Source organism: Streptococcus sp. KR (assembly GCF_002238115.1).
Lineage (GTDB): Bacteria > Bacillota > Bacilli > Lactobacillales > Streptococcaceae > Streptococcus.
Map to the genome: position 1 here is coordinate 17,103 of NZ_NGVM01000015.1, position 13,837 is coordinate 30,939.

Annotated in this window: 15 protein-coding genes; all 15 read right to left on the bottom strand. The window is 39.2% G+C overall.

All coding sequences use genetic code 11. The annotated features are described in order from the left end of the window. Positions 1–119: 119 nt before the first annotated feature. The 15 genes from CBI42_RS07470 to CBI42_RS07545 all read right to left on the bottom strand — a co-directional run bounded on the left by CBI42_RS07470 (position 120) and on the right by CBI42_RS07545 (position 13,812). Positions 120–668 carry a GNAT family N-acetyltransferase gene (locus CBI42_RS07470; RefSeq protein ID WP_094753645.1) on the bottom strand — a complete coding sequence of 183 codons (549 nt, stop codon included), beginning with the start codon at positions 666–668 and terminating at the stop codon, positions 120–122. Positions 669–1,168: 500 nt separating this feature from the next. After that, positions 1,169–1,993: an ammonia-dependent NAD(+) synthetase gene (gene nadE, locus CBI42_RS07475; RefSeq protein WP_094753646.1), complete on the bottom strand. Its 825-nt coding sequence runs from the start codon at positions 1,991–1,993 to the stop codon at positions 1,169–1,171. Then, positions 1,990–3,450: a nicotinate phosphoribosyltransferase gene (locus tag CBI42_RS07480; protein WP_084950284.1), complete on the bottom strand. Its 1,461-nt coding sequence runs from the start codon at positions 3,448–3,450 to the stop codon at positions 1,990–1,992. The genes nadE and CBI42_RS07480 overlap by 4 nt, the downstream gene beginning before the upstream one ends. Before the next feature lie 115 nt (positions 3,451–3,565). Continuing rightward, positions 3,566–4,054, bottom strand: a complete 489-nt coding sequence (locus tag CBI42_RS07485) for a DUF6773 family protein (protein WP_094753647.1) — start codon at positions 4,052–4,054, stop codon at positions 3,566–3,568. Beyond that, positions 4,044–4,253 (bottom strand): helix-turn-helix transcriptional regulator, encoded by a 210-nt coding sequence (locus CBI42_RS07490; RefSeq protein ID WP_173875948.1) that lies wholly within the window; start codon positions 4,251–4,253, stop codon positions 4,044–4,046. Before CBI42_RS07490 ends, CBI42_RS07485 begins: the two co-directional genes overlap by 11 nt. Before the next feature lie 373 nt (positions 4,254–4,626). After that, positions 4,627–5,364: an ABC transporter permease gene (locus CBI42_RS07495; RefSeq protein WP_049511002.1), complete on the bottom strand. Its 738-nt coding sequence runs from the start codon at positions 5,362–5,364 to the stop codon at positions 4,627–4,629. 15 nt (positions 5,365–5,379) lie between these two features. Continuing rightward, the gene (locus CBI42_RS07500; protein ID WP_080977898.1) at positions 5,380–6,225 is read right to left on the bottom strand and encodes an ABC transporter ATP-binding protein; all 846 of its coding nucleotides are present in this window, start codon (positions 6,223–6,225) and stop codon (positions 5,380–5,382) included. A 382-nt stretch (positions 6,226–6,607) separates the two neighbouring features. Further along, positions 6,608–7,018, bottom strand: a complete 411-nt coding sequence (locus CBI42_RS07510) for a GNAT family N-acetyltransferase (protein ID WP_094753649.1) — start codon at positions 7,016–7,018, stop codon at positions 6,608–6,610. 100 nt (positions 7,019–7,118) lie between these two features. Then, entirely contained in the window at positions 7,119–8,483 is a 1,365-nt protein-coding gene (locus tag CBI42_RS07515) for an amino acid permease (protein ID WP_020903458.1), read from the bottom strand. 75 nt (positions 8,484–8,558) lie between these two features. Then, the gene (gene greA, locus CBI42_RS07520) at positions 8,559–9,041 is read right to left on the bottom strand and encodes a transcription elongation factor GreA (RefSeq protein WP_000818768.1); all 483 of its coding nucleotides are present in this window, start codon (positions 9,039–9,041) and stop codon (positions 8,559–8,561) included. Between the two features lie 60 nt (positions 9,042–9,101). Beyond that, on the bottom strand, positions 9,102–10,808 hold the full coding sequence (gene mltG, locus CBI42_RS07525) for an endolytic transglycosylase MltG (protein WP_094753650.1): 1,707 nt from the start codon (positions 10,806–10,808) through the stop codon (positions 9,102–9,104). Between the two features lie 79 nt (positions 10,809–10,887). Further along, the gene (locus CBI42_RS07530) at positions 10,888–11,382 is read right to left on the bottom strand and encodes a GNAT family N-acetyltransferase (RefSeq protein ID WP_094753651.1); all 495 of its coding nucleotides are present in this window, start codon (positions 11,380–11,382) and stop codon (positions 10,888–10,890) included. Beyond that, on the bottom strand, positions 11,379–11,840 hold the full coding sequence (locus tag CBI42_RS07535; RefSeq protein WP_094753652.1) for a GNAT family N-acetyltransferase: 462 nt from the start codon (positions 11,838–11,840) through the stop codon (positions 11,379–11,381). The genes CBI42_RS07530 and CBI42_RS07535 overlap by 4 nt, the downstream gene beginning before the upstream one ends. A gap of 9 nt (positions 11,841–11,849) precedes the next feature. After that, entirely contained in the window at positions 11,850–13,184 is a 1,335-nt protein-coding gene (gene murC, locus CBI42_RS07540; protein ID WP_094753653.1) for a UDP-N-acetylmuramate--L-alanine ligase, read from the bottom strand. Between the two features lie 10 nt (positions 13,185–13,194). Continuing rightward, positions 13,195–13,812: a cystathionine gamma-synthase gene (locus CBI42_RS07545; protein ID WP_094753654.1), complete on the bottom strand. Its 618-nt coding sequence runs from the start codon at positions 13,810–13,812 to the stop codon at positions 13,195–13,197. Positions 13,813–13,837 lie beyond the last annotated feature (25 nt).

Sequence of the window (13,837 nt, forward strand, 5' to 3'; positions counted from 1 at the left end):
ATCAAGAAAAAATAGGGACAATGATAGGGTAAAATAGGAATTTAATCAGGTTATGTAAAAAATATTGCAAAAAAAGCCAGACACAGTCTGACTTTGATAGAAACAGAAAAGAAAATTCACTACTCTTCCCTACTTATCTGATAATAAATTAAGTCCGCCAGATATCCTTTTCTCTCTACACCATTGGCAATAGTTTTTAGATAGGACATTCCAGCCTTCTCCATGACACGACCTGAAGCTGGATTAAGACTGGCATATCGTGCTCTGACCTTTTTAAAACCTGCTTGAGTAAAACAAAAGTCCAAGACAGCTTTCAAGGCCTCTGTCATCATACCATGACCCCAATAAGCCTTGCCTAGCACATATCCAATTTCACAACTTGAATCATCCTCATCTATCTTAACGATACTGATATCTCCTACCACTTGCTCTGGTTTTTCTTTGAGACAAATGGCCCATTTGTAATAGTTGGGATTGGTATAGGAGGCATCCCAATTGCGGATCGAGTTTCGAGTCACCTCGACATCTGAATGAGGATCCCAGGTGACATAGGTCAGATTCTCAGCGGATGAAGCCCAATTCTGAAACATGGCTTCTGCATCACTTTCCACAAATCTTCGCAAGATTAAACGATCTGTCTGTAATATTTGCGTACCAATTGCTTTCATGACGATACCTCGCTTTCTGATAGATGATTCTATGTCCAATCTCAATTTAAATTTACTTTGCTTTTGAATTTCAAGGTAATAAGCTAAAAAGGTCCACTGGACCTTCTCTCACTTTCTTATTTCTAGGCTTAGGGTAAAAAGACTAAACTCAGTAACAGCTAGAAAACGAGTTTTTCATCTAATCCCTTGACGCAGTCGCTGTCTGGTTTGAAATGCGCTCTAGCAAGCTTTTTCAAACCTAGTCATCGTTGCGGGGCGGGGGTGAGACTACGAAATCGAACTCTTCGAGTTACCGGACCTTCCTCGTTTTCTTATTTCTAGACTCGGGCTTCAAGGTCCCCCGGACCTTCCTCGCTTACCTGTTTCCATGCTCGGGGTAAAAACCTCCACTGGAGGTTATTCTTGCTCTCGAGTTTCAGGGCAAGAAGCTAAAAAGGTCCCCCGGACCTTCCTCGCTTTCTCATTTCTAGGCTCAGGGTAAAAAGGTCCACAGGACCTTTTTACTCCCAAAAGTCATCAAATACGGTGATGGGTAGGTGGCGTTTGTGTTGGCCTTTGTGCCACCAGTTTTCGATTGTTGCTTGAGCTTCTGGGCTGATTGTTTTGCCTTCTAGGTAGTCGTCAATCTCTGCATAGGTGACTCCAAGTGCGACTTCGTCAGCCAGACCTGGTTTATCTTCTTCAAGGTCTGCAGTTGGGATTTTTTCATAAAGGGCTGGATCTGCACCAAGTTCCTTCAAGAGTTGTTTTCCTTGACACTTATTGAGGCGGTAAAGAGGGAGAATATCCGCACCACCGTCACCAAACTTGGTAAAAAAGCCTGTGATATTTTCCGCAGCATGATCTGTTCCAATGACCGCTCCGCTATGGGCACCAGCCAGGGCATACTGAGCAATCATACGGCAACGAGCCTTGATATTGCCCTTGTTAAAATCTGAAACAGGACTACCTGTCGCTTCAACTGCAGCTGTCATAGTGTCAGCTGATTCCTTGATATTCACAACCAAGCTGACATCTGGCTGGATGAAGGCTAGGGCTTTTTGAGCATCTGCTTCATCAGCTTGCACTCCATATGGCAGACGGACAGCGATAAATTTGTAGCTATCATCCCCTGTCTCTGCTCGCAGTTCTTCCATGGCCAGTTGAGCCAATCGTCCTGCTAAGGTTGAGTCTTGTCCTCCAGAAATCCCTAGTACAAAAGTTTTAAGGAAGGGGTGTTTTTTCAAATATCTTTTTAAAAAATCAATGGAACGACGAATTTCTTCCTGGGCATCAATCACCGGTTTGACACCCAGCTCTTGGATAATCGTTTCTTGCAAACTCATTCTTCTTCTCCTTCACCAAGGGCTTCCTTGCGCATTTTGTCAATCAAGTCCATCTTATCTTGCCATACATCACGCGCCAAATCCACTGGATAGTGCTGCGGATTGAGCACACGCTTATACTCATCCCAAAGCTTGTCAAATTCCTTACGAGCATAATCCTGAATCTCAGTCAAGCTAGGCAAGTTGTAAATCAATTTTCCGTCTTTAAAGATATCCACCAAGAGAGGAACAGCATCAAAATTACGAACGGTTTTCTTGATGTAAGTATAAGTCGGATGGAACATCTTGATTTCTGTCATGTCACTCACATCCACACCATCATAGGTGATGTAGTCGCCCTCTGACTTGCCTTTTTCACGACTGGTAATCCGCCACACCTGCTTCTTACCTGGCGTTGACACTTTTTCCGCATTATTAGACAGCTTGATGGTATTGCGCATGTTACCATTTTCATCTTCGATGGCCACAATCTTATAAACTGCTCCAAGAGCAGGCTGGTCATAAGCTGTAATCAGCTTAGTTCCCACACCCCAGACATCAATCTTAGCCTTTTGCATCTTGAGATTGAGGATGGTATTTTCATCTAGATCATTTGAAGCATAAATCTTAGCCTCTGTAAAACCAGCCTCGTCTAGTTGCTGACGGACTTTCTTAGAAATGTAGGCAATATCCCCAGAGTCAATCCGCACACCCATAAAGTTAATCTGGTCGCCTAGCTCACGTGCCACCTGAATGGCAGCTGGTACACCGATACGAAGGGTGTCATAAGTGTCCACAAGAAAGACACAGTTTTTGTGGGTTGCGGCGTAAGCTTTGAAAGCCTCATAGTCGTTACCATAAACCTGCACCAAGGAATGGGCATGGGTACCCAAGACAGGAATGTCAAAGAGTTTACCAGCACGCACGTTGCTGGTTCCATTGGCACCACCAATCACCGCTGCGCGTGTTCCCCAGATAGCCGCATCCATTTCTTGCGCCCTACGTGTCCCAAACTCCATCAAGGGTTCATCTTCGATAACTGAACGAATACGAGCTGCCTTAGTAGCCACCAAGGTCTGGTAGTTGACGATGTTCAAAAGAGCCGTTTCGACCAACTGGCATTGGGCTAAAGGGCCTTCAACTTGCACAATCGGTTCATTAGCAAAAACCAAATCCCCTTCTTGGGCAGAACGAACGGTCAACTCCAACTTGAAATTGCGAAGATAGTCCAAGAATTCCCCATGATAGCCAAGCGACTCCAAATAGGCAATATCACTATCTGAAAAACGCAAGTCTTCAAGATAGTTCACAATTCTTTCCAAACCAGCAAAAACCGCATAGCCGTTCTTAAAAGGCTGTTGGCGGAAATATACCTCAAAAACCGCCTTCTTATTGTGAATTCCTTGGTCAAAGTAAACCTGCATCATGTTAATCTGGTACAAGTCCGTGTGCAATGTCAAACTATCATCTGGATACATACTTTTCCTACTTCCTTAGCTAGAAATACATGAAAATTTTCAAAAACTTTCATGTATTCCAATAAATTAGTACTATTATATCACATTTTAGCTGGATTGAGAAAAGAGTAACAAGCTATTCTCCACTCTCCAGTTCATCCATGTCTTGCTCAAATTTTTTCTGAGCCCATTCGCCATAACTCTTAAGACCGAGATTGCCGATAAAGACCCAAGGAAGGTAAATGACATAAGTAATAACCCAAGCAGATAGGTATTTAACGTTCAAAGGATTGTGCTGATAAATTTCTATGTTGAATTGATAATTCTGTAACATCAAAAGAGTCGTAATAGCCAAGGTTAGGAAAAAACAACCCAAAATCGTAAAATGAAAACGACTATAGTAGGTCACTCCCAGATAACGGGCACGATTGAAAAAAAAGAAAATTCCTAATATCAGAGTATACACTAGAAAATTCGGATTAAAAAGAGATGGAGCCAACACTGCCACCAAATAGCTTAGAAGTACAAGCCCAATAAAGAGTGAAAAAGACTCTGCCCCAGCTTTATTGATTAGTTGTTCTTCTCTTTCGTCAAGTAATTGATAATGAATAAATTTAGTTACCATCTTCTTCCTCCCAAAATAATTGGTCTAGGGTTTTCCCTAAACATCTGCAAATGGACTGGCAGAGCGAGAGACTGGGATTGTATTTTCCCGCCTCTATCAAACCAATAGTCTGTCGCGTCACCCCGACAGCCTCTGCCAGTTGACCTTGTGTTAAATCAAGCTCCACACGAGCTAATTTTAATTTTAAATTTTTAGCCACCTGCGCCCTCCTTATAGTTTTAATACTCATCTACTCTTAAAAAATCCAAAACCAACACAAGCTGTCAGCTATTTATTATAACCTCATTAATTAGCACTCCAATATTATCTTCAGCCTAAAATCAGTATGTTGGATTATTTGAAATAAACTTCCTAGTTTACTCTTTTATTTTTGTTTAGTATTAGCTTTAGTAGAATCTTTTAAACGAGTTTTTATTGCTTGTACTTCTTGTTTAGTTTAGTTGGTTTCATATTACTATTATATAATGCTTTTGGAAATGAGTCTAGTATAAGTCAAAAACGTGGTGAACAGCAAGAGAAGGAGCATACCAAGATGACTGATTTTTTGCTGGTTTTAAGTATGCAAAATAATACTAAACGAAACTAAATGAATACTTCTTGCTTTTCTTGAGAGTGAAAAAGTACAATAAAATGATTGTAGTGATTACCACAAGATACTGACTAATAGACATCGTATTTGAAGCCACAAATACAGGTAAAGAATAAAAAGGAAGAAGTTCAATTGCTTTGATAAACAAATCATTACTAGTATTCATCATAATCGTATTTAATATATTAGGGATAAAGAGTAGTAAAGCAACTAAAATACCAAATATCAAGCCACTTTTCAATTTGTATAAATAGAAAATGTAAGATAATAGAAAATAAAATAGGACTAACAAAATTGTATTGACTACAATAGCTACTATAAAATCTAATCCTAAATCACCTGGAACACCCAATTTACATACGATGACTAGTAGCACAATGCCATTCAAAGCATAAATAATAGAAACTGAGATGGCATATAGAAAATTAGACAAGACGTAAATCATCCGATTTTTCTTTTGATTATAAAATAAACTGATCGTATTGTTAGAAAAATCCCTGCTAATAATTCGGTTAGCATGTATAACAGCCATTAACATACCGAGCATAGCATAAAAATTTGAAATATGCTTAATACCAAGTGATGTCCCTTGAGTCTTTAGAATAAAGAATGTAACCAGTATCGGCGGTATAAACGAGATAATCAATCCGAGATATATTACGCCTGATGAATATAAATCTCTTATATTTTCCTTAAGAAAATTCAATTTATTTAATTTCATGATTATAACCTTCCTTTATTTTGAACGATTTAGATAAATATCTTTAAGCGTCTCTTTTTTAGTTTCAAAATCAACTACTTTAATAGAGTTTTCGTTAAAAAATTTAAAAAGCTCACTACTTTGAATATTCCCAGACATAGTAATTTTCAGTCCCTCTTCCTGAACAATATCCCCAAATTCTTGTTTGGTAAGGAAAATGTCTTTATCTGTAGCTGATGAAAAAGCTATCTCAAACAAGCAATTATGTCTATCTTTTCCTACTTTTTGGAATGTCAAAAGCCCGTTCTCCAAGAAAAGGACCCTCTCACAAATTTCTTCAATATCTTCTAATTTATGACTCGATATTAAAATTCCCACATTTTCATGTAAAGCTAAGTTTTTTAGAACTGCTAAAACTATTTGTGATGATTCAATATCTAAACCATTAGTCGGTTCATCTAAAATCAATATATCAGGTTCCGTAACGAGAGTTAGAAGCAAAGCTAATTTTTGTTTTGTACCTAAAGAATAGGTCTTTACTTTTTTATTAATAGACTGAGTCAAATCTAACTCTTGGATCAAACTTCCAAATCTTTCTTTATTGTAGTCAACACCATATAAATTTGACAAATATTTTAAATTCTCTAAACCTGTTTTAGATAAAAATAATTTTGGTTCTTCGATTAAATACCCAACATTATCACTACTTATAATATTCCCTGAAGTCGGTTGATTATTCTGAACAAGAATTTTCATCAATGTACTCTTGCCAACTCCGTTTCTCCCTACTAGACCAACAATTTCACCCTTATTAAGTGCAAAATTTATATCTTTGAGAATGATTGAATGAGCATAATGCTTACTTACATTTATAACTTCCATTTTTTATTCCTCCATTAACATTCTTGGTTTTCTCTTTGATTCTCATTAATTTTAAAAAGTTGCGCCTCTTTTTAACAACATTATATCATATATCTAACTTAATGCAATATATAAATGTCATTTTGTAAAATTTTATTAACAAAAAACTCTCTACCACCTAAATGATAGAGAGTTTTCTGCTTATTCAATTTTCTCAAAACATCTACAGCATCGTAGGATTTCACATCTAATGTCTTAGCTACGACTGTATTGTCCTCAATATCGTCTAGAAAGACACAATTTGTAGATTATAACTGCTACTTATCGATAGTTACTCATATCCATTAGTCCGCCTCCATACTTATGTGTGATTTTCTATTTGTATTATACCTTCATATTCACCTTACAAATCCTTTTGGTAATAATATCTTTGCCCAATGTAGGGATAGTCTTGTAAAGTAAAGACTTCCTTGTAGCCATGCCTTTTATAAAAATCAGGAGCTTGAAACTGGTAAGTATTGACAAAAGCAAAACGACAGTTTCGATTCTTAGCTTCAGTTTCTGCTTGCTGCAATAGTTTTGAACCGATTCCTTGCCCTCGCAGTTCCTCTTTTACAAACAAATACTCAATTTCCAACCAATTTCCAAAAGTCTCTGCTATCAAACCTGCCAGGAGATTGCCCTTTTCATCTTCGACATAAAGATTAAGTGGCTCACTTTCAGCTTCTTCTCTTTTTGAACGGTTATAAAGACGAATCAGATTCCCTATTTCTTGTGATTTATGGGATTCCTTATTTTCCAATCTAAAGTACATCTAAACCTCCTTAAACACTGTTACAGCTTGATTATAGTCTTATTTCAATAGACTGTCAAACTAGCAAAAACCCACCAACTTGAGTTGATGAGTTTCGAATCTATTTTCTAAATTTCCACTGGCTATAAATCCCAAAACCGATAATCCAGATAGCTGAACCAATTGCTCCTACAAATGTAGACTCTTGTAAAAAGAGAGTCACAAAGACAAAGGCAAAGAAGAGCATGGTTAAAGGATTTAGGAAACGATAATGGGGCATGAGATAGCCATCCGCCATAAAGTCTGGTGATTTGCGATACTTGAGGTGAGCCACCATAATCAAGATATAAATGGCGATATAAACACCTGATGATGATGCCGTAATCAAAGCAAATGCATCCGAAACTCCAGGCAAGACATTGATAAAGGCCGCTAGGGCAATCAAGATTGCTGAAGCTATGATAGCATTTTGTGGCACATTATGGCGAGAAAGGGTATCTGCCTTGATTGCTTTTAGGAATGGATTTGGCGAATCATGGGCAATCTGGTACAAATGACGTCCTGTTGAATAAAGAGTTGAGTTAAGAGCAGATGCTGCTGAGGTCAAAACGACGAAATTAATCAAGGCTGCCGCCCACTTGATACCGGCCAATTCAAATACAGTAACAAAAGGTGAATCAGCGGATGCAAGTTCACGCCAAGGAATAATGGACATAATGGCTAAGAGAGCTCCACCATAGAAAAAGACGATACGCAAAGGAATTTCCTTAACGGCTTTTGGCAAGACCTGACGTGGATTTTTGGTTTCAGAAGTTGTGACCCCGATAAACTCAATCATGAGGTAGGCAAAGAACACCATCTGGAAGGCCATGACAAAGTTCACTCCACCATTTGGGAAGAGAGAGAAATTATCAGTAATATTGGCCAAACTTGCTACGCCATGAGGTGTCTTAAAGCCTGTCAAGACCATAAAGACTCCTGTGGCAATCATGGCTAAAATAGCCACAATCTTGACCATCGCAAACCAAAACTCAACTTCTCCAAAGAGCTTAACCGCAATCAGATTAACCAAGGCTAGAATGGTCAAAAATCCAATCTCAATCATCCAACTTGGCCAGCTAGGGAACCAAAACTGAACATAGTGAGAGATGGCTGTGATTTCCGCCATACCGATAAAGACAACGGATAGCCAGTAAGACCAAACCGAGAAATAACCCCAGCCCTTGCCTAAATGGCGCGTGATAAAGTTGATAAAGGTATGTTGCTCAGGGTCTTGGTAGAGCATTTCCCCAACCGCACGCATCATGAGGAACATGAAAGCCCCAGTAATCATATAAATCAGTACAATAGAAGGACCTGTTAGGCTGATAGAGCGACCTGCTCCCAAAAAGAGTCCTGTTCCGATTGTTCCTGCAATGGCCATAACCTGCACATGACGATTGGTCAGACCACGCTCCATCTTATTTTTTTTCTTCTTTGAACTCATATCGTCTCCAATTCAATTTAAAATGGAAAAAGGAGTGAGTGAAGCGCATTGCCTCCCCACTCCTTTTTTCTGCTCTTAGGCTGTTTTTTCAACCTTCAAGATTTTTACATCATAGCTACCAACAGGTGTTTCAATGGTTGCTGTGTCACCTGTTTTCTTGCCAATCAAGGCTTGTCCAATTGGGCTTTCATTTGAAACCTTACCTGCAAAAGCATCCGCACCGGCTGAACCTACGATAATATAAACTTCTTCTTCATCCTCACCAATTTCTTGGATAGTGACTGTTTTACCAATCGCTACTTCGTCTTGGGCAACTGAGTCGCTATTAACGATTTCAGCATAACGGATTTTTGTTTCCAAGCTAGAGATTTGTCCTTCGACAAAGGCTTGTTCATCCTTAGCTGCTTCGTATTCACTATTTTCAGAAAGGTCACCGTATGAACGGGCAATCTTAATGCGTTCTACCACTTCTGGTCGGCGGACCAATTTCAATTCTTCTAATTCTTTTTCAAGTTTTTCCTTTTCCTCAAGGGTCATAGGATATGTTTTTTCTGCCATATTTCTCAACTTTCTTTCGATAGTATTGAATCTCTATCTGAGATTCTCAAGTTTGTAGTCTTAGTTTGAACTACTATTTTGAGTAAGTTTACTATTAACGTGCTCAGCTACATTGCGATCATGTTCTTCCTGAGTAACTGCGTAATAGACTTTACCATCTGTAACATTGGCTACAAAGTAGAGGTTCTCACTCTTAGTTTGGTTGATACTTGCTTCAATCGCGTCCTGACTTGGACTATCTACTGGACCAGGCATCAAACCAGGTTTTGTATAAACATTGTATGGTGAATTAATCGATGTGTCAATTCCAGCATCATCTGCTAGGCTGATATTTTGGCCAAGTTTCCCTTGGGCATACAAGATTGCAATATTGCTTTGAAGTGGCATACCAAGGTTCAAACGATTGTAGAAGACACCTGCAATCAACTTACGGTCTTCAGTCTTAGCACCTTCTTTTTCAACAAGTGAAGCAATTGTTAGCAATTCATTGACTGTCAAGTTTTTAGACTTGATTGCACTATAGTGCGGAGTCAAGGTCTTATCCATAGCTGCCAGCATCTCATCAATCAAACTTTCAATAGTTGTGCTTTCCTTGATAGAGTAGGTCGCTGGGAAAAGATAACCTTCCAAACGGTAACGAACTCCACTTTCTTTCGTTGGCAAGCTTTCGAGTAGATTTGGATATTTAGCAACTTCTTGACTGATAAAGTTGTCATCTTGCACTTTAGCCAAGAAAGCTTCCGCTGTCAAAGGTTCTTTAAATTCACCTTGTAATTGGCCTACAGTTTGGGCAATTTGCTCAATTGTATATCCCTCTGGAATGGTCAAATCTGCAAGTGAAGGTTCTTGAGGTTCAGGAGTACCACCTTTTTGGAGTTCCTTAATGATATCCTCTGTACTCATGCTCTTTTGCAAATTGTAATATCCAGCCTTCAAATCTGAATAATTCTTATATTTTGCATAGAAAGCAAAAATCACACCGTGTTTAATCACACCAGAATGCTCAAGAGTTGATCCGATTTCTTGGACATTTGATCCCTCTGGGATTTGAACCGTTACATATTCCTTAGAATTTGCATCAACTGGTAATAAAGATGATTGAACATACTGGTAACCGAAGTAACCACCTGCCGAAATCAAGACAAGGAAAATCAGTAGAGAAATGAAGAATGCCTTCAAATGTGATTTTTTCTTCTTAACTGGTTTAACTGTCTCACGGCGACTACGTCTAGGAACTGAACCTAGGCTATCTGCCGATTCAGCTGACTCAGATAGCTCATTATCCACTGCAGGAGTACTAACTTCTTCCTGTTGTCTACTTGTTTTATACGACACCGCAACCTTTGTTGGAATCTCGTTAAATTCTTTGTCTTCGTTAAGTTTTACAGGTTCTACTTTTGGTTGAACTGGCTCAAAAATAGGTTCTACAGGTTCAACTACAGGCTCAGCAGCCGCTTCAACTTTAGATTCTGCAACTTCTTCATTTGCTGCAATTTCATCCGAAATATCATTTGAACGTAACGGAACACTAGGAGCATTCTTTAATATTTGATCCACAACAGAAAGAGAATTAGCCATCAACTCTTCTGCTGAAGGTTCATGTTCCTGAGTTGAAGGAACTACTGAATCTTCTTGAGATGAAGGAGTTTCAAAACTTGTAATCTCGTTTTCTTGCTCACTTCTATCTTGTTTTTTTACTCTCTCTAAATCACGTAAAATTTGCTCTTTAAAGCTTAATTTTTCGTCTTCTCTTGTTTTTTCACTCAAAAGTTTATCCTCCTCGTTGACAATCCATAATATTATATCTTAAAAACGAAAGAAAAGCAACCTAGCATGCTTTTCTAGCTTATTTTTTAGCGTCCCAGACCATATCATACCATGTTTCTCCTGCAAAGGTTGATTGGGACTGGCCTTCATTGACAAATCCATGTTTTTCGTAGTAGGAGATGAGATAGTCATGACAGGTTAGGTTAATACCTTCTCTTTCGTGTTCAAGAGCCAACTCTTTCAAGGCTATTAGTAATTTCTGACCAAGTCCACGGCCCTGTGCTTCCTTGGCAATAGAGAGACAGGTCACAGAGATATAGCCACCCCGTTCATGACTATAGTCTTTTATGTCTTCTGTAAAAGACTGGTCTTGCAGATAGCGGTGAGGGGCAACTGGCCCTTCTATATACCCCATGATTCTGCCCTCTTTTTCTGCAACCAGAAAGGAGGTCTGAATTTTTCGCAAATGAGCTTCAAAAACCGAGCGAGGAATGGCTTCTTCAAGTGAGAAATTTTCTAGTTCAATCTCGACAATCCGATCCAAATCTTCTAATTTTGCTTGCCTGATCTTCATTGTACCTCCAGGTAAAAAGGATTAAACCAAATCATACTATAACCCTGGCTAGCTGCATAAAGGGAAGTTTCTTCATCAATAAAACCGTTCATTTCAAAATAGGATAGCAACTCATCAGGACTCTTCAAACGAATAGCTTTGTAATCCAGCTCAATCGCCACCTCTTTCAAGGCCGCAAGAAGAAGCGTGCCCAAGCCCTGTCTCTGATGGCCAGAGTCAATGACTAAAGAATGCATTTCTAGACATTGCGGATTATGTGGCTGAGGATCGCCTAGAACATAGCCCAGAAGCTGATTTTCATCCCTAGCTAGAAGAAAGGTATCCGCACACTTACGGATACTTTCTTCTAAAATATGGGAAGGTTGCTGCTTTTCAGCTGGAAAAGATGAGGCCTGAAGTGCCTCTATCTCAGTTAAATCAGACTTACTTGCCCGAATGATTTTAATTGGAATTTCCATGAGAACTTCCTATTGAACATTGCTTGTCAGGTTAGACAAGAGACGCTCGAATGAATATTCATAGGTTTGGATATCTCCTGCTCCCATAAAGACGTAAACAGCATTGTCATGGTCTAGGAGTGGAGAAACATTTTCAACAGTAATCACTTGGTGTTTCTTATTGATTTTATTGGCTAGGTCTTCTACCTTAACATCACCATGGTCTACTTCACGAGCAGATCCATAAATTTGGGCTAGATAAACAGCATCCGCTTGGTTCAAAGCGTGGGCAAATTCGTCCAACAAGGCAATGGTTCTTGTAAAAGTATGCGGTTGGAAGACTGCAACAATTTCCTTGCTTGGGTATTTTTGACGCGCCGCATCCAAGGTCGCAATAATTTCTGTTGGATGGTGAGCAAAGTCATCGATAATCACCGTGTCATTGACAATTTTCTCAGTGAAACGACGCTTAACACCAGCAAAAGTTTTCAAGTGTTCACGCACCAAGTTCAAATCAAATCCTGCTGTGTAAAGCAATCCAATAACGGCTGTCGCATTCATGATATTGTGACGACCAAAGGTTGGAATATGGAATTGCCCTAATTCTTGACCACGGAAATGAACTGTGAAGGTTGAACCAGTTGTTGAACGAAGAAGATCACTAGCAACAAAGTCATTACCTTCTGATTCAAAACCATAATAATAAATCGGAGCATCAGACGTAATCTTACGCAATTCAGCATCTTCACCGTAGATAAACAAACCTTTGGTAATTTGTTTAGCATAGTCGTTAAAGGCATTGAAAACATCCTCTAGACTTGTGAAATAGTCTGGATGGTCAAAGTCAATGTTGGTGATAATAGAGTATTCTGGGTGATAAGGCATAAAGTGACGCTCGTATTCGTCAGATTCGAAGACAAAATATTTGGCATTGGCTGAACCACGACCGGTCCCATCTCCAATCAAGAAGCTAGTATCTGTGATATGAGACAAGACATGAGACAACATACCTGTAGTTGAAGTTTTTCCATGTGCTCCAGCTACTCCCATGCTAACAAAGTCGCGCATAAAGCTACCTAGGAACTCATGGTAGCGTTTGTAGCTAATGCCATTTTGGTCTGCATAGGCAATTTCGACATTGTTATCTGGACGAAAGGCATTTCCAGCGATAATTTCCATATCACCGTCTAGATTCTTTTCATCAAAAGGAAGAATAGTAATCCCTGCCTGCTCAAGACCACGTTGAGTAAAGTAGTACTTTTCAACATCTGATCCCTGTACCTTATGCCCCATTTGGTGCAACATCAAGGCCAAGGCACTCATCCCTGATCCTTTAATTCCGATAAAATGATATGTCTTTGACATGTTTTCTCCCCTATTCCGTAATTCTTGTCAGATTCAACTCTTGGGCCACCTGACGTTCTTGTTCTTTTTGTTGATTCTTTTTATTGTAGATTTGGCTCTTCTTCAGAAAATCATAGTTGTTTTTCTTTGGACTTGAAGTTTCTTTTGGCTCAGCTTGAGTCGAAATATTGTTCACTTCTTCCGCCAAGATATAATGAGACTGGGTCAATTTTTGGCTATATTTGACAAATTCACCAGGATTTTCCTTTTGGAAAGGAGCTGTAGGTTGATTGCCCTGTCTAACTAGACTTGGCTGAGAATGGCGTCTTGTAGGAGTAATATCCTTAGTCAGATAACTTGCTGAGCGTTTCTTTTTCAAGTCCGCACGCGCTTCTTCACGCGCCACCTCCGCATAGCTCTTTCCTTCTTTTTTTACTCCTAAGCTAGCCTTCTTAGGTTTCTCTACTGGCTTTTCAATCGTTTTTTCTGGTCTTTCTTCAGTAATAGGGGCCCACTCCAGATAATTCTTATCACGGTATTCTCCCTTGATATTACTGATAAAGTCAGACTCATCATAGAGGTCCATAACCGGCATCTCAGTCAGCATGACCTCATTATCTGACACTAATGGAAATCGTTCTTCTCTCATTTTCTATTTCCTTTCAACACTTCAT

Excerpts from the sequence above, each read along its gene's own strand:
- CBI42_RS07470 (WP_094753645.1), bottom strand. The coding sequence starts at position 668 with ATGAAAGCAATTGGTACGCAAATATTACAGACAGATCGTTTAATCTTG.
- nadE (WP_094753646.1), bottom strand. The coding sequence starts at position 1,993 with ATGAGTTTGCAAGAAACGATTATCCAAGAGCTGGGTGTCAAACCGGTG.
- CBI42_RS07480 (WP_084950284.1), bottom strand. The coding sequence starts at position 3,450 with ATGTATCCAGATGATAGTTTGACATTGCACACGGACTTGTACCAGATT.
- CBI42_RS07485 (WP_094753647.1), bottom strand. The coding sequence starts at position 4,054 with ATGGTAACTAAATTTATTCATTATCAATTACTTGACGAAAGAGAAGAA.
- CBI42_RS07495 (WP_049511002.1), bottom strand. The coding sequence starts at position 5,364 with ATGAAATTAAATAAATTGAATTTTCTTAAGGAAAATATAAGAGATTTA.
- CBI42_RS07500 (WP_080977898.1), bottom strand. The coding sequence starts at position 6,225 with ATGGAAGTTATAAATGTAAGTAAGCATTATGCTCATTCAATCATTCTC.
- CBI42_RS07510 (WP_094753649.1), bottom strand. The coding sequence starts at position 7,018 with ATGTACTTTAGATTGGAAAATAAGGAATCCCATAAATCACAAGAAATA.
- CBI42_RS07515 (WP_020903458.1), bottom strand. The coding sequence starts at position 8,483 with ATGAGTTCAAAGAAGAAAAAAAATAAGATGGAGCGTGGTCTGACCAAT.
- greA (WP_000818768.1), bottom strand. The coding sequence starts at position 9,041 with ATGGCAGAAAAAACATATCCTATGACCCTTGAGGAAAAGGAAAAACTT.
- CBI42_RS07530 (WP_094753651.1), bottom strand. The coding sequence starts at position 11,382 with ATGAAGATCAGGCAAGCAAAATTAGAAGATTTGGATCGGATTGTCGAG.
- CBI42_RS07535 (WP_094753652.1), bottom strand. The coding sequence starts at position 11,840 with ATGGAAATTCCAATTAAAATCATTCGGGCAAGTAAGTCTGATTTAACT.
- murC (WP_094753653.1), bottom strand. The coding sequence starts at position 13,184 with ATGTCAAAGACATATCATTTTATCGGAATTAAAGGATCAGGGATGAGT.
- CBI42_RS07545 (WP_094753654.1), bottom strand. The coding sequence starts at position 13,812 with ATGAGAGAAGAACGATTTCCATTAGTGTCAGATAATGAGGTCATGCTG.